At 70.0% G+C, this 15066-nt stretch carries 16 protein-coding genes; 7 read left to right on the forward strand and 9 right to left on the reverse strand.

All coding sequences use genetic code 11. The features are described from left to right. Positions 1–36: 36 nt before the first annotated feature. Complete coding sequence (locus CV755_RS21745) at positions 37–321, forward strand: PLD nuclease N-terminal domain-containing protein (RefSeq protein ID WP_109281839.1); 285 nt, start codon at positions 37–39, stop codon at positions 319–321. Between the two features lie 216 nt (positions 322–537). Continuing rightward, on the forward strand, positions 538–1962 hold the full coding sequence (locus tag CV755_RS21750; RefSeq protein WP_109282030.1) for an alkaline phosphatase family protein: 1425 nt from the start codon (positions 538–540) through the stop codon (positions 1960–1962). Here the strand turns inward: CV755_RS21750 and CV755_RS21755 are convergent. The 8 genes from CV755_RS21755 to hemL form a co-directional block, all read right to left on the reverse strand. Then, positions 1959–2483, reverse strand: coding sequence for an SRPBCC domain-containing protein (locus CV755_RS21755; protein WP_109281840.1), 525 nt, complete (start codon positions 2481–2483; stop codon positions 1959–1961). The two genes, CV755_RS21750 and CV755_RS21755, sit on opposite strands and share 4 nt — an antisense overlap. A gap of 96 nt (positions 2484–2579) precedes the next feature. Then, positions 2580–3737 (reverse strand): c-type cytochrome biogenesis protein CcsB, encoded by a 1158-nt coding sequence (gene ccsB, locus CV755_RS21760; RefSeq protein WP_109281841.1) that lies wholly within the window; start codon positions 3735–3737, stop codon positions 2580–2582. Next, positions 3734–5512, reverse strand: coding sequence for a cytochrome c biogenesis protein ResB (gene resB / locus CV755_RS21765; RefSeq protein WP_109281842.1), 1779 nt, complete (start codon positions 5510–5512; stop codon positions 3734–3736). Before resB ends, ccsB begins: the two co-directional genes overlap by 4 nt. A 3-nt stretch (positions 5513–5515) precedes the next feature. Beyond that, complete coding sequence (locus tag CV755_RS21770; RefSeq protein ID WP_161968726.1) at positions 5516–6286, reverse strand: cytochrome c biogenesis CcdA family protein; 771 nt, start codon at positions 6284–6286, stop codon at positions 5516–5518. Further along, complete coding sequence (locus CV755_RS21775) at positions 6283–6906, reverse strand: TlpA family protein disulfide reductase (RefSeq protein WP_109281843.1); 624 nt, start codon at positions 6904–6906, stop codon at positions 6283–6285. Before CV755_RS21775 ends, CV755_RS21770 begins: the two co-directional genes overlap by 4 nt. A gap of 60 nt (positions 6907–6966) precedes the next feature. Next, positions 6967–8151 (reverse strand): polysaccharide deacetylase family protein, encoded by a 1185-nt coding sequence (locus CV755_RS21780; RefSeq protein WP_109281844.1) that lies wholly within the window; start codon positions 8149–8151, stop codon positions 6967–6969. Positions 8152–8328: 177 nt separating this feature from the next. Beyond that, positions 8329–8976, reverse strand: a complete 648-nt coding sequence (locus CV755_RS21785; protein WP_109282032.1) for a histidine phosphatase family protein — start codon at positions 8974–8976, stop codon at positions 8329–8331. Positions 8977–9005: 29 nt separating this feature from the next. Then, positions 9006–10322 (reverse strand): glutamate-1-semialdehyde 2,1-aminomutase, encoded by a 1317-nt coding sequence (hemL, locus tag CV755_RS21790; RefSeq protein ID WP_109281845.1) that lies wholly within the window; start codon positions 10320–10322, stop codon positions 9006–9008. Between the two features lie 252 nt (positions 10323–10574). On the opposite strand from hemL, the gene CV755_RS21795 reads away from it, so the two are divergent. The 4 genes from CV755_RS21795 (at position 10575) to CV755_RS21810 (ending at position 12760) form a co-directional block, all read left to right on the forward strand. Beyond that, on the forward strand, positions 10575–11156 hold the full coding sequence (locus CV755_RS21795; protein WP_109281846.1) for a hypothetical protein: 582 nt from the start codon (positions 10575–10577) through the stop codon (positions 11154–11156). 2 nt (positions 11157–11158) lie between these two features. Further along, the gene (locus CV755_RS21800; RefSeq protein ID WP_109281847.1) at positions 11159–11494 is read left to right on the forward strand and encodes a YnfA family protein; all 336 of its coding nucleotides are present in this window, start codon (positions 11159–11161) and stop codon (positions 11492–11494) included. Positions 11495–11545: 51 nt separating this feature from the next. Then, positions 11546–12289, forward strand: coding sequence for an SDR family NAD(P)-dependent oxidoreductase (locus CV755_RS21805; RefSeq protein WP_109281848.1), 744 nt, complete (start codon positions 11546–11548; stop codon positions 12287–12289). A 90-nt stretch (positions 12290–12379) separates the two neighbouring features. Continuing rightward, complete coding sequence (locus CV755_RS21810) at positions 12380–12760, forward strand: VOC family protein (RefSeq protein WP_109281849.1); 381 nt, start codon at positions 12380–12382, stop codon at positions 12758–12760. Between the two features lie 4 nt (positions 12761–12764). On the opposite strand, the gene CV755_RS21815 is transcribed toward CV755_RS21810, so the two are convergent. Further along, the gene (locus CV755_RS21815) at positions 12765–13958 is read right to left on the reverse strand and encodes an RtcB family protein (RefSeq protein WP_109281850.1); all 1194 of its coding nucleotides are present in this window, start codon (positions 13956–13958) and stop codon (positions 12765–12767) included. Positions 13959–14163: 205 nt separating this feature from the next. On the opposite strand from CV755_RS21815, the gene CV755_RS21820 reads away from it, so the two are divergent. Continuing rightward, a complete protein-coding gene (locus CV755_RS21820) occupies positions 14164–15021 on the forward strand; it encodes a hypothetical protein (protein ID WP_109281851.1) in 858 nt (285 codons plus the stop codon). Positions 15022–15066 lie beyond the last annotated feature (45 nt).

Here is a 15066-nt window from a genome sequence, read left to right on the forward strand (position 1 = left end):
CGCGGCCCGTACCGCTTCGTCCCGGGGGCTCGTCACATGCTCAGGTATCTGCCGTTCCTGCTGATCCTGGCCCTGTGGATCTACGCCTTCGTGGACTGCCTCAACACCCCGGAGAACGAGGTCCGCGGCCTGCCCAAGGTGGCCTGGGTGCTGATCATCCTGCTCTTCGGCGAGGTGCTGCTGGGTCCGGTGGCCTGGCTGATCGCCGGCCGCCCGCGCCCCGCCGCCGCGGGCTCCCCGCAGGGCACCTGGGTGGCGCCGGACGACAACCCGGAGTTCCTCCGCTCCCTGGGCCGCGACCGGGACGAGGGCGCCCAGTAGGGGATCGCAAGGCGCGAGCGCCCGCTCGGCCCAACCAGCACTCCCCCTATCGGGTAATCGTATTTAGCAGTGACAGCGGAATTTCACCTCAACTCCGTTGTTTTCACTGCCATTTGACGCCCAATTCATCCGCATCCCCCTCCCCCCGACATCCCCGCCCCGGGAGAGTCGTCATGGTCACACTGTGGCCTGACGTGACATCAGGGAGGGATGACCATGCCCGAGATGACCAGACGCAGACTCCTCGGCTCCGCCCTGGGGGCGGCGGTCGGCGGTGCCGCCTTCGCGCTGCTCCCGCCGAGCGTCCAGCAGGCGGCGGCGGCCGGCCCGGCCCGGCGCGGCTCGCTGCGGGACATCAAGCACGTGGTCCTGCTGATGCAGGAGAACCGCTCCTTCGACCACTACTTCGGCACCCTCAAGGGCGTACGCGGCTTCGCCGACCCGCACGCGCTCAAGCTCTCCACCGGGCGCAGCGTCTTCCACCAGCCGGACAGCCAGAACCCCAAGGGCTATCTGCTCCCCTTCCGGCTGAACACCCGCAAGACCAGCGCCCAGGCCATCCCCTCCACCAGCCACGCCTGGGCCGTACAGCACGAGGCGTGGAACAACGGGAAGATGGACCGCTGGCTGCCCGCCCACCGCAAGGCGGACGGCAAGAACGGCCCCTATGTGATGGGCTATCACACCCGCGAGGACATCCCCTTCCAGTTCGCCCTCGCCGAGACCTTCACCATCTGCGACAACTACTACTGCTCGGTGTTCGGCCCCACCTGGCCCAACCGGCTGTACTGGATGACCGGCACCATCGACCCCGGCGGCAGGCACGGCGGCCCGGTCATCGACAACACCGCGCCCACCCCCTACCGCTGGACCACCTATGCCGAGCGGCTGCAGAAGGCAGGCATCAGCTGGCGGGTGTACCAGGAGGAGGACAACTACGGCTGCAACATGCTGGAGGAGTTCCAGCAGTTCAAGGACGCCAGGCCGGGCGAGCCGCTGTATGAGCGCGGGATGCGCCGGCTGGCGGCGGGCACCTTCGAGGAGGACGCCCGCAACGACCGGCTGCCGGCCGTCTCCTGGATCATCCCCACCGGGCCGCAGTCGGAGCACCCGGACTTCCTCCCGGCCGCGGGCGCGGACTTCGTCGCCAAGAAGATCGAGGCCATCGCCGACAACCCCGAGGTATGGGCCAAGACCGTCTTCATCCTCAACTACGACGAGAACGACGGGCTGTTCGACCATGTGCCGCCACCGGTGCCGCCCAAGGGCACCAAGGACGAGTTCATCAAGGGGCTGCCCATCGGGGCCGGGTTCCGGGTGCCCTGTGTGATCGTCTCGCCCTGGACGGTGGGCGGCTGGGCGGCCGGTGAGGCCTTCGACCACACCTCGGCGCTGCGCTTCCTGGAGCGGTGGACGGGCGTGCCGGAGCCCAATATCAGCGCCTGGCGCCGGCGCACCTTCGGCGACTTCACCTCGGCCTTCGGCTTCGGCGACCCGGCGGGGGCACCCAAACTGCCGGTGGACACCGACAAGGAGTTCCAGGAGGCCCAGTGGGAAGTGGCCAACCTGCCCAAGCCCACCCTGCCCGGCGCCAGTCAGCAACTGCCCAGGCAGGAGCCGGGCACCCGGCCCCGGCGCTAGGGGTTCTCGCCGCGCTCGTAGTCCTGCCGTAGCCGCCGCGGGCGGTCCGGGCTCCAGGAGGGCCAGTCCGCGGGGTGGCCGGCGAGCGCCTGGAGCAGGTACTCGAAGTGGTGGTGCCAGCCCGCCAGGCAGTCCAGGCGCTCGTCCTCCGGCCCGGTGATCTCATTGGTGAAGTGCAGCAGGGTGCCGCCGACGCTGTGCGGGGCGGGCTCCAGCTCGAAGCGGATCCGGCCGTGGACCTCCACCGTGTACTCGGCCAGCCGCTGCGGCTGCCAGGCGGTCACCCTGCCGGGGGCGACGGTGGTCCCGCCCTCGGGGCCGGGCTTCAGCCAGCGCAGGGTGATCGCCCCGCCCTCCCGCTGCTCGAAGGGCTCGGCGGCGGCCAGCCAGGAGGGCAGGCCCTCGGGGGTGGCGATGGCGGCCCACACCTGGGACTGCGGATAGGGCAGCGAGAGCTCGTAGTGCAGGGTGTGGCTGTTGCCATGGGTCCGGGAGGACCCGTACGGGGAGGGGATCTCCATACCCCAGCGGTACCACGACGGCCCGTGTTCCGCCTCTCGGGGAACACGGGCCGCAGGGGGCTCAGGGGTCGCGCCGGGCTCGGACTCCGGAGTGGCTCAGACTCCGGAGTAGGAGTGCTTGCCGCCGAACAGGAAGTTGACCCCGTAGTAGTTGAAGACATAGCAGGCGAAGGCGAACAGGCCCAGATAGGCGGCCTTGCGCCCCTTCCAGCCCGCGGTGGCCCGGGCATGCAGATAGCAGGCGTAGGCGACCCAGGTGATGAAGGACCAGACCTCCTTGGGGTCCCAGCCCCAGTAGCGGCCCCAGGCCGCCTCGGCCCAGATGGCGCCCGCGATGATGGTGAAGGTCCACAGCGGGAAGACGGTGGCGTTGATCCGGTAGCCGAACTTGTCCAGGGTGCCGGCCGAGGGCAGCCGGCTCAGGGCGCTGTCCATGGCCAGCTGCGCCTTGACGCCCAGCCGCAGCCAGCCCCCGTCGGCGGACTGCTGCTCCGGCTTGCCCTCCGGCGCGTCCGGACCGGCCTCGCCCTTGGCCAGGCGCTCCTCATAGCGGTCGCGCAGCAGGTAGAAGAGCGTGGAGACCGCGCCCACATAGAGCGAGGCGCCGGAGATGATCGCGCAGGAGACGTGGATCCACAGCCAGTAGGAGTGCAGCGCGGGCACCAGCTGGTCGCTGGCGGTGTAGAGCACCGAGACGGCCAGGCCCAGGTCGAGCAGGACCGTGGTGACCAGCGGCAGGCCCAGCCAGCGGATGTTCTTCCTGGCCGCCAGCAGGCAGAGGTAGACGCCCACCGCGACCATGCCGAAGGTGCAGGAGAACTCGTACATGTTCCCCCATGGCGCCCGCTGCACCGACAGGGCGCGGGTGAGCACCCCGCCCGCGTGCAGGGCGAAGGCCAGCACGGTCAGCGAGATGGCGATCCGGCCATAGAGGTCGCCCTGCTCACTGGTGCCCGCGGCGCCCGGCCCGTCAGGGACGTCGTCCCGGCCGCCGGGGGCGGTGCGGGTGATCACCTTGGGGCGTTCCAGCACCGCGGTGCCGCCGCCGGCCGAGCCGCTCTTGACGGTGACCGTCACCGCCTGCCGGGGGGTGGCGGTGATCGCGGCGGCGGTACGGCCCACGGCGCTGCGGCTGCCGAACACCCACTCGGCGATATGCGCGAGAAAGGCCAGGGTGTAGACGGCCATGGCCGAATAGATCAGCACATTGCTGATGTGGGCCAGGTTCTCGTTGGTTGCGGCCGCGAGGTTCACGCGCGGGCTCCTTCGGAGGATTCGGACGGTTCGGTGGTATCGGCGCCTTCGTCTGGGGTGGGCGGGGCGTCTGAGGTGGACGGGTCGTCAGGGACGGGCGGGGCGTCGGTCTGGAGGGCGGCCGCCAGATCGGCCAGTTCCTCGGGCACCTTGGCCGACTCGCTGCGGCCCAGGCCGGCCAGCTCCACGACCGTACTCCCGTCCGCAGCGCGCACGGCGCGCACCCACACCCGGCGGCGCTGGATGAACAGCGAACCGGCGACCCCCAGGATGGCGGCGACCGCACCGGCCAGGGCGGGCCCGTCACCCGGCTTCTGGGAGATCTGGAAGGTGGCCCAGGGCTTGATGCCGTCGAAGTGCAGGGTGCCGCCGTTGGGCAGGTTCATGGTCTGGCCGACCCGGAGCAGCTGGGACAGCTTGCTCTTGCCGTCCGGCTTGGTGAACTGCTTCATCTTGGAGACGTCCAGCTTGTAGACGCTCTGCGGCACTCCGGAGTCCATGCCCAGGCTGCCGTGGAAGGCGGTCAGCACCATGCCCGGACTGACCAGGTCGGGGAACTGCGACAGCATGGTGCCGGTGCGTTCGTCCAGGGTGGGGATGAACAGACCGGTGAAGCCGACCTGGTCCTTGGCGCCTTCCTTGTCCCGGAAGTCCGGGACCTTCAGGACGACATTCTCGGTGATGTTGCTGTCCAGCGGCAGCGAGGCCACCGCCCCCTGATAGGCGACATTTCCCTTGCCGTCCTTGACGGTGACCACCGGGGCGTAGCCATGGCCCTGGAGGTAGATCTTGGACCCGTCGATCACCAGCGGGTCATTGACCTTGATGGTGGTCTTGTGCGGGGTGTTGTCGGTCCCCTTGTAGTAGGTGACATGGGCCGCATAGGTACGCGGGGTGCCGCGCTGCGGGCCCGTCACCTCGTAGGTGGCCTCGAAGTCGTCCAGGAAGAAGCTGAAGCGCGGCAGGTCGGCGGGGGTGAACAGGGAGCCCGACTTGAAGTCGTCGTACTGGGTGAGGGTGTTGGAGAAACCATCGCCCTGGACGATCAGTTTGCCGCCCTCGGACTTCCACAGCTGGCCGGAGGCGAAGGCCACCAGCAGCACGATCAGCGAAACATGGAAGACCAGGTTGCCGGCCTCGCGCAGATAGCCCTTCTCACCGGCCACCGAGCCCTCGCCCGGCTCGGTGCGGAAGCGCTTGCCCTTCAGCAGTCGGCCCGCCCGGGCCAGCACCTGCTCCGGATCGGCCTCGGTGCGCCAGGTGGCGTAGGCGGGCATCCGGTCCAGGCGGCGCGGGGCGCGCGGCGGGCGGGAGCGCAGCTGGCCGACGAACTGCCAGGTACGCGGGACGATACAGCCGATCAGCGAGATGAACAGCAGGATGTAGACCGCGGAGAACCACACCGAGCTGTAGACATGGAACAGCTGGAGCTTCTCGAAGGCGGGCGTCAGGGCCTGGTGGCCCTTCTTCCAGTCGTCCACCTTGACCGAGTCCACGCTGGTCTGCGGGATCAGCGAACCCGGGATGGTGGCCAGCGAGAGCAGCAGCAGCAGGATCAGGGCGACCCGCATGGAGGTCAGCTGCCGCCAGAACCAGCGCAGCCAGCCGGTGGCCTCCCGCAGACCCCAGCCCAGCGCGCCCAGCAGGCCCGGCCGGCGTACGCCGCCGAAGGAGCCGGCGCCGGACGGCCCGGTCTCCTCGACCGGGGCCGTGGACAGCCGGTCGGCGGAGGCGTCCTCCGGCGCGGAGCCGGAACTGCTATCGGTCTTGGCCATTGCTCAGATCCCAGGGGTGTATTGGTTGGTCCACGTCTGCAGGTACTGGACCATGCTGTCCCACCACCCTGTGACCAGGAGAACGCCGACCATGACGAGCATTGCGCCGCCGGTCCGCATCACCCAGGCGTAGTGCCGCTTGACCCAGCCGAAGGCACCGAGCGCCCGGCGGAAGGCCAGCGCGGCGAGTATGAAGGGCAGGCCCAGGCCCAGGCAGTAGGCGGAGGTGAGCAGGGCGCCGCGCAGTGCGCTGCCCTGCTGGAGGGCGAGGGTGTTGGCGGCTGCCAGCGTCGGGCCGATGCAGGGCGTCCAGCCCAGACCGAAGACCACGCCAAGCAACGGGGCTCCCGCCAGCCCCACCGAAGGCCGGGTGTGGAAGCGGAATTCGCGCTGGCCGAACCGGTTCAGCAGACCCATGAAGACCAGGCCGAGCACGATGGTCAGGCTGCCGAGCACCAGGGAGATGGTGTCCTTGTACCGCTGCAGTGTGGTGCCGAAATAGCCGAAAAGTGCGCCACCGGAGACGAACACCGCGCTGAACCCCAGCACAAACAGCGAGGATCCGGCCAGCATCCGCCCCCGCCGGGCCTCGGCCATGTCCGCCCCGCTGACCCCGGTGACATAGGACAGATAGCCCGGCACCAGCGGCAGCACACAGGGCGAGAAGAAGGAGACCAGCCCGCCCAGCACCGCCACCGGAAGCGCCAGCAGCAGCGCCCCGGACAGCACGGTCTGGTTGTATCCCGCGGCGGCCAGCGTGTGCACGGCGGTCACTTCTCCGCGACCAGCGGGTCGAGCGCCTGGCGCAGGTCGTCCTCGGTGAGCGGCTTGATGGCCCGTCCGGCGATCCGGCCCTCCCGGTCGATGAAGACCGTGGAGGGGATGGACTGCGGGTTGAGGCTGCCCGCGGGGAAGCGCAGGATCAGCTTGCCCGCCGGGTCGTACAGGCTCGGGTAGGGAACCCCGAACTCCTTCTCGAAGGCCACCGCCGGGGCCCGGTTGGGGTCCCGGGTGTTGAGGCCGACGAACTGCACACCCTTGCCCTGGTAGTCCTTGGCGACCTTGGCCAGGCCGGCGGCCTCGGCCCGGCAGGGCGAGCACCAGGAGCCCCAGACATTGAGCACCAAAACCTTGCCCTGGTACTCCTTGTTGACGTCCAGCTGCTTGCCCTGCAGCGTCTCGCCGGACAGTTCCGGGGCCGCCTTGCGGCCGCTCGCGTCCTTGACCACGTCGATGCCGCCGTTGCCCTGGACGAACTGGGTCTGGCCGCCGCCTCCCGAACTGCCCCCGGAGCCGCAGGCGCTGAGCGCCAGGGCGGCGAGGGCGGTGCCGATGACCGGCACGACGGCACGACGGCGGCGGAGGTTGCGTCGGTTGGCGCGGCAGGCACTCATGTGAAAAGTTTCGCATGGCGAATTACGGGATCTTCCGCGCCCCCCTCACCCCCGGCGGCCCTAGCGGGCCGGGGTCCACCGCTCCCCCACCCGCAGACTCTGCAGATGGGCCATGACCTGCGGATCCTGGGCGTCCAGCCAGTCCACCAGCTGGCGGAAGGAGACCAGCCGCACCTCCTTGTTGCGCTCATCGGCGATCCGTTTGAGCGCCTGCTCCACGGCGTCCATATAGATGCCGCCGTTCCACTCCTCGAAGTGGTTGCCGATGAAGAACGGCGCCCGGTTGGTCTCGTACGCCCGCCGGAATCCGGCCAGATAGGCGTCCACCGCCTGCTGCCGCCACAGCGGATAGTGCGCGGGCGGGGCGTTGGTGCTGTTGCGGGACTGGTTGGCCAGCAGGTTGTAGTCCATGGACAGCACCTCGAAGGAGTGGCCGGGAAAGGGGATCAGCTGAAGCGGCAGATCCCACAGCCCCTGCTTCTTGCCCGGCCAGACCTGGAGCCCGCCGGCCGCGCTGGCGTCATACCGCCAGCCCAGCCGGGCGGCGGCGGGCAGCAGCGCGGACTGGCCCAGCAGACAGGGCGTACGGCCGCCGACCAGCTCCTTGCGGTAGTCGAAGGGCAGCGGCTCCAGATCGGCGAAGCCGGTATTGGTCCGCCAGGAGGTGACAAAGGCGACCGCCTGTCTGATCTCGGAGCGCCAGTCCTCGGAGGTCCAGCGGGCCACCGAGCCGGGGCCGGAGCAGAAGTGCCCATTGAAGTGGGTGCCGATCTCATGGCCCTCCAGCCAGGCCAGACGTACGTTCTCCAGGGTCGCCCGGATGTGCTCGTCGGCGAGATAGCCCAGGGCCGAGGCGCCCCGCGGGTTGTTGGGCGGCCGGTAGTGCAGCTTTCCGGCCTCCGGCAGGCAGTACAGCCCGGTCAGGAAGAAGGTCATCCGGGCCCCGTGCTCCCGGGCCAGCTTGCGGAAGCGCGGGAACAGGCCATTGCCGACCTCCCCGGCCCCGTCCCAGGAGAACACCACGAACTGCGGCGGCTTCTGCCCCGACTCCAGCCGCTCCGGCTCCGGCGGCTGGTTGGGCTGGGGGCCGCCGTTGGCGGTGGAACCGTCCCCGATGGGACGCGCCCGGGCCGCCTCGGTGGCCCGGGTGACCATGGCCTCGGTGTCCGACGGACCGGCCGAGCACCCGGCGACGCCCAGCGCGGCGGCCGCGCCCAGCACGGCCCGCCGGGAGATCTCGCCCATGCCGCCGCCTCCGCCCTCACACCTCGCCTGGCGTCCCAACGCTCGGCGTCCCAACGCTCGGCGTCCAAACGCTTGGCGTCCAAACGCTTGGCGTCCAAACGCTTGGCGTCCATATAAGACGAGGTTCGGTGCGAGGGCGCGCCGATGTGGGTCGGGCGGCCTAAGGCCCCGCGGGTGCTACGCGCCGAAGGCCTTCTGGCCCCCCCTGACCGGCTTGGCACCGGCCAGCAGATGCTTGGGCACCAGATCCCGGGCGGGCTCGCTGTAGCCCACCGAAACGATCTTGTCGCCCCGGTAGGTGAAGGTGGTCAGGCTGGCCAGGGTGCACTGCCGGTTGCGCGGGTCGTGCCAGAGCCGGCGGCGCTCGGCGAAGCTGCGCACCACCCAGATGGGCAGCTGGTGGCTGACGCACACGGCCTCATGGCCGCGCGCCGCGTCCCGGGCCGCGCCCAGCGCGCCCATCATCCGCACCACCTGCTCGATATAGGGCTCGCCCCAGGACGGCTTGAACGGGTTGGTGAGGTACTTCCAGTTGGCGGGCTTGCGCAGCGCGCCGTCGCCCACCCCGAAGGTCTTGCCCTCGAAGACGTTCTCCGCCTCGATCAGCCGCTCATCGGTGGCCAGGTCCAGGCCGTGCGCCTTGGCGATCGGGGTGGCCGTCTCCTGGGCACGCTCCAGCGGGGAGGCCACCACATAAGCGATGTCCCGGTCCGCCAGGTGCTCGGCCACCCGGTCGGCCATCCGCCGCCCCAGCTCGGAGAGGTGGTAGCCGGGCTTGCGGCCGTAGAGGACGCCGTCCGGGTTGTGCACCTCGCCGTGCCGCATCAGATGGACCACGGTGATGTCGCTGTCGCTCACTTCTTCCCCTCCGTCGCCTCGGCCGCCGCCCGGGCCGCCGCCGGCAGTGCCGCCGCGATCTTCTCGATCGCCGTATTGTCATGCGCGGTGGAGACGAACCACGACTCAAAGGCCGACGGCGGCAGATAGACGCCCTGCGCCAGCATCGAGTGGAAGAACGCGGTGAAGCGGAACGACTGCTGCCGGCGGGCCAGTTCGTAGTCGGTGACCTCCCGGTCGGTGAAGAACACCGAGAACATGCTGCCCGCGTTCTGCAGCCGGTGGGCCACGCCCTCCTTGGCCAGCGCCTGGGTCACCAGCCCCCGGATCTCCGCCGAGACCGCGTCCACCCTGGCGTACGCGGCGTCGTCCAGCAGCCGCAGCTGGGCCAGGCCGGCCGCGGTGGCGATGGGGTTACCGGAGAGGGTGCCCGCCTGGTAGACCGGGCCGGCCGGGGCCAGATGCGCCATCACCTCGGCGCGGCCGCCGAAGGCCGCGGCCGGGAAGCCGCCGCCCATCACCTTGCCGAAGGTCATCAGGTCCGGCTTGACGCCGTCGATGCCGTACCAGCCCGCCTTGCTCACCCGGAAGCCGGTCATGACCTCATCCGAGATGAACAGCGCGCCGTTCTTCTCACAGGCCGACTTCAGCCCGGCGTTGAAGCCCGGCAGCGGCGGCACCACGCCCATGTTGCCGGGGGACGCCTCGGTGATCACACAGGCGATCTCGCCCGGGAAGCGGTGGAAGGCCTCGTGCACCGCCTCCAGGTCGTTGTACGGCAGCACGATGGTGTCCCCGGCCTGGGCGCCGGTCACCCCGGGGGTGTCCGGCAGCCCGAAGGTGGCCACCCCGGAGCCGGCCGCGGCCAGCAGCGCGTCCACATGGCCGTGGTAGCAGCCGGCGAACTTGATCACCTTGGACCGGCCGGTGAAGCCGCGGGCCAGCCGGATCGCCGACATGGTCGCCTCGGTGCCCGAGGAGACCAGCCGCACCTGGTCCACCGGCTCGATCCGGGCCACGATCTCCTCGGCCAGGGCCACCTCGCCCTCACCGGGCGTACCGAAGGAGGTGCCGTGCGCCACGGCCCGCTGTACGGCCTCGACCACCTCGGGGTGGGCATGGCCGAGAATCATCGGCCCCCAGGAGCAGACGAGGTCCACATACTCGCGGCCGTCCGCGTCGGTGAGGTACGGACCGCTACCGGAAACCATGAACCGGGGCGTGCCGCCCACGGCCTGGAAGGCACGCACCGGCGAATTCACGCCACCGGGCGTCACGACCGCCGCGCGCTCGAAGAGCGTCTGGGACACTGGGGCTTCATATGGATAAGGCACTTTGATCCTGACCTGCCTGCGGAAAAGGGAAGTGGGAACGGCGTCTGACCGGCTGCTTTCGGCAGGGCATCAGCCCTTGCGCGTCTGGGACACTGGGGCGGGGTACGGACGGCTCACGCCAACCATGGTCTCACCAGGCCGCAGTACACCGGCCTCCGGGCGTTTCGGACGCGGCTGACGGGGGAGCTCTGAGACGATGATCGGGTTGCGCGGCGGGGGCTGTGCTGCGTAGAAAAGCGATCGGGTGGAGATATGCAGCATCGCGGCGGCGGGCTGGGTGAGGGCACCGACGACCTGGGGCCCGAGGACGCCCGGCGAGCACGCAGGGGCCGGCACCGGCGTGCGGAACAAAGGTCCGGAGCACACGGGGATCACAGCACAAGCGGGAGTGGCCGGATGGGGGTGACCTACAAGTACTTCGGGGCGCCCAATGGGGCCACCGCGGCACGGGTGCCCATCTCCATGCGCCCCGAGGAACTGGGCGGGGACGAACTGGGCATGGGCGGCATGTTCACCCGGATCAAGCCGGAGACGGTCGCCGCCATGGTGCTCACCGGCATCCAGGGCATACCCCTGCACAAGGTGCCCCCGCTGGAACTGGTGGTGCTCCACCCCGACTACGCGGTCGTCAAGCTGCCCATGACGGTGGTGGATCCGCTGCGCGGCATCGGCGAGGAGTCGGTGGGTGCGGCGGCCTTCATCTGGTCCACCGTCCCCGACCGGGGCGGCCCCCGGGACGCCTTCACCGTCTACCGGCTGCTGCACGAGTGGCAGGACTTCTCGCACCGGCTGCACGAGGCCGGCCATCAGCCGTACTGCCTGGTCTGGCCCTGACCGTGCTCGTTCTCCGTTCCATCGCCCTGTTCCTGCTGGCCGCGCTGCTGGAGATCGGCGGCGCCTGGCTGGTCTGGCAGGGCGCCCGGGAGCACCGCGGCTGGGCCTGGATCGGCTTCGGGGTGCTCGCGCTGGGCGCATACGGCTTTGTCGCCACCCTCCAGCCGGACGCCCACTTCGGCCGGATCCTGGCCGCCTACGGCGGGATCTTTGTGGCGGGCTCGCTGGCCTGGGGCGTGGTCGCCGACGGCTACCGGCCGGACCGGTACGACGTGCTGGGGGCACTGGTCTGCCTGGCCGGTGTGACCGTGATCATGTACGCGCCACGGGGCCGCTGAACCGGGCATATCCTGCGGCCAGTTCTCCCTCACGCCTCAGGAGGCCCGCAGATGAGCACCCGTACCGCCGTAGTCACCGGAGCGAGCAGCGGCATCGGCGCCGCCACCGCCCGCCAACTGGCCGCCGCCGGCTATCGCGTGGTCCTCACCGCCCGCCGCAAGGAACGCATCGCGGCCCTGGCCGCCGAGCTGCCCGAGGCCACCGCATACGCCCTGGACGTCACCGACCGGGCCGCCGTGGACGCCTTCGCCGCCACCCTGGAGAGCTGCCACCTGCTGGTCAACAACGCGGGCGGCGCCCTGGGCACCGACCCGGTGGCCACCGCCGACCCCGCCGACTGGCGCGCCATGTACGAGGTCAATGTGCTGGGCGCCCTCCATATGACCCAGGCCCTGCTCCCCGCCCTCAAGGAGAGCGGCGACGGCACCGTGGTCCTGGTCTCCTCCACCGCCGGCCTGGCCACCTACGAGGGCGGCGGCGGCTATGTGGCCGCCAAGCACGGCGCCCATGTGATGGCCGAGACCCTCCGCCTGGAACTGTGCGGCCAGCCGGTGCGCGTCATCGAGATCGCCCCCGGCATGGTGAAGACCGAGGGCTTCGCCCTCACCCGCTTCGGCGGCGACCAGGCCAAGGCCGACGCGGTCTACGCCGGAGTGGCCGAACCGCTCACCGCCGAGGACGTGGCCGACACCATCACCTGGGCCGTCACCCGCCCCAGCCATGTCAACATCGACCTGCTGGTGCTGCGCCCGCGCGCCCAGGCGTCCAACTACAAGGTGCACCGGGAGCTCTGAGCCTTCCGGCCGAGAACCACAGACCTATGGCCAAGGCGCCCTTCCGGGGCTAGGTTCCTTGATCAGCACCCGCTGACCCAGGAGCATCCCATGCGCGTCATCGCCTTCGACCACCTCGTCCTCAATGTCTCCGACGTCGAACGCTCCGTCGCCTTCTACACCGGCCCGCTCGGCCTGGAGCCGGTCCGGGTGGACGAGTGGCGCAAGGGCGAGGTGCCCTTCCCCTCGGTACGAGTCACCCCCAGCACCATCATCGACCTGATGGCGCGGGAGCGCGGCGAGTCCAATGTGGACCACATCTGCCTGACGGTGGAACCGCTGGACTGGCAGGCCGTGATCGACTCCGGCACCTTCGACGTCCTTCAGGGCCCGGTCCCCCGCTTCGGCGCCCGCGGCACCGCCCAGTCTGTCTACGTCCGCGACCCGGACGGCAACACGGTGGAACTGCGCTGGTACCCGGAGGACAAGTAAGGGCTCAGCCCTTCACACAGACAATCTGCCGCAGCTTCGCCACCACCTCGACGAGATCCCGCTGCTGGTCCATGACCTGCTCGATCGGCTTGTAGGCGGCCGGGATCTCGTCCACCACGCCGAAGTCCTTACGGCACTCCACGCCCCGGGTCTGCTCCGCCAGATCCTGCGCGGAGAACCGCTTCTTCGCAGCGTTCCGGCTCATCCTGCGGCCCGCGCCATGCGAGGCGGAGTTGAAGGAGTCGGGGTTGCCCAGGCCGCGGACGATATACGAGCCGGTGCCCATCGAGCCCGGGATGATCCCGTACTCGCCGCTGCCCGCCCTGATCGCTCCCTTACGGGTGACCAGCAGGTCCATGCCCTCATAGGTCTCCTCGGCCACATAGTTGTGGTGGCAGGAGATGACCGGTTCAAAGGTGACCCTGGCCTTCTTGAACTCCTTGCGGACCACATCCTTGAACAGGGCCATCATGATCTCGCGGTTGTGCCGCGCATACTCCTGGGCCCAGAACAGATCGTGCCGGTAGGCGGCCATCTGCGGGGTGTCCGCCACAAAGACCGCCAGGTCACGGTCGATCAGCCCCTGGTTGTGCGGCAGCTTGCGGGCCTCGCTTATGTGGTACTCCGCCAGCTCCTTGCCGATGTTCCGGGAGCCGGAGTGCAGCATCAGCCAGACCCACCCCTCGGCATCGATGCAAACTTCGCAAAAGTGATTGCCCCCGCCAAGCGTTCCCATCTGCTTCAGCGCCCGACTCTGACGGAACTTGACCGCATCCGCCACCTCCTGGAACCGCGCCCAGAAGTCGTCCCACCCCGCCGTCGGGAGTCCATGCAGCCGTACCGGGTCCACCGGGTCGTCATGCATGGCGAAGCCCACCGGAATCGCCGCCTCGATCTTCGACCGCAGCCGGGAGAGATCGCCCGGCAGGTCATTGGCGGTCAGCGAGGTCTTCACCGCCGACATCCCGCAGCCGATGTCCACCCCGACCGCCGCCGGGCACACCGCACCCCGCATGGCGATCACCGAGCCCACCGTGGCGCCCTTGCCGAAGTGCACATCCGGCATCACGGCCAGGCCCTCGACCCAGGGCAGGGTGGTGACGTTCTGCAGCTGCCGCATGGCGACGTCCTCCACCGTGGCGGGATCCGTCCACATACGGATCGGCACCCGGGCCCCGGGCAGCTCGGTGTACGGCATACCTTCCTCATTCCCCCGAACGCATTGACGAATGCGCAGAAACGATAAATAAAGCAGATAACGGAAAAGCCGGACCAGTCACCTGATACAAGACGGCGGACCAGCGGTCCCGGCGGCGTTGCGGTACACATTGTGTCCAGCGGCCGCCCACCGGCGGCAACCGTATTTCGGCCGCGACCGGGCGAGCGAAGGGAAGGCACGGACAGTGCAGCGAAGGGCGTACGCACCGACAGCCGCACTGGCCGCGGCCCTGCTCACCACGGCCCTGGCCGGCTGCGGCGGCGGCTCCGGCGCCCATGGCGGCGCCGACGACCCCAAGCCCGGAACCGGCGACTCCGCCGCCCCGGCCGCCGAGCCCGGCAAGTACCACAACCTCCCCGAGCCCTGCGGCTATATCAACCGCGACACCCTGCGCAAACTGCTGCCCCCCGAGGACGGCCTCAGCGAGCAGGACGCCGAACGGCTCTACAAGGGCCAGGCCACCGTCACCTATGACACCGACCGCCGGGTCGGCTGCCGCTGGAAGCAGGAGACCCCGGACGCCACCCGCCACCTGGCCATCGACTTCGAGCGAGTGGTCTCGTACCAGAGCGGCGTCAGCGACGACGACCGGGCGCAGCAGCTCTACCAGCAGCTGGCCTCCGCCGCCCATATCCCCGCCGCCTCCGCCACCCCCAGCGCCCCCGCGCCCTCCACCGCCAAGAGCGCCGACCCCAAGAGCGGTGACGCCAAGGGCGGCGGCAAGAACGCTCCCAAGCCCACCGGCACCGCCGACCACACCGTGGACCCCGCCACCACTCCCCCGCCCTCCGGCGGCCCGGACCTGGCCCCGCGCACCCTGGACGACCTGGGCGACGACGCCTTCATCGACGACAAGCCGAGCTCCGACAGCGGCGGCGTGCACCGCGATGTCACCATCGTCTTCCGCTCCGCCAATGTCCTGGTCACCATCGCCTACGACGAGTGGCCCGCCGACAAGCGCCGCCTGCCGGCCAGCCAGGACGTGCAGCACAAGGCCCATGCCCTGGCCCGGGAGATCGACGCGGGACACTTCGGCAACTAGGACGGATCACCACAAGCCCCACCGTGGGGCCGCGTACCGTGCGCG

The organism is Streptomyces orinoci (assembly GCF_003121295.1).
Lineage (GTDB): Bacteria > Actinomycetota > Actinomycetes > Streptomycetales > Streptomycetaceae > Streptomyces > Streptomyces orinoci.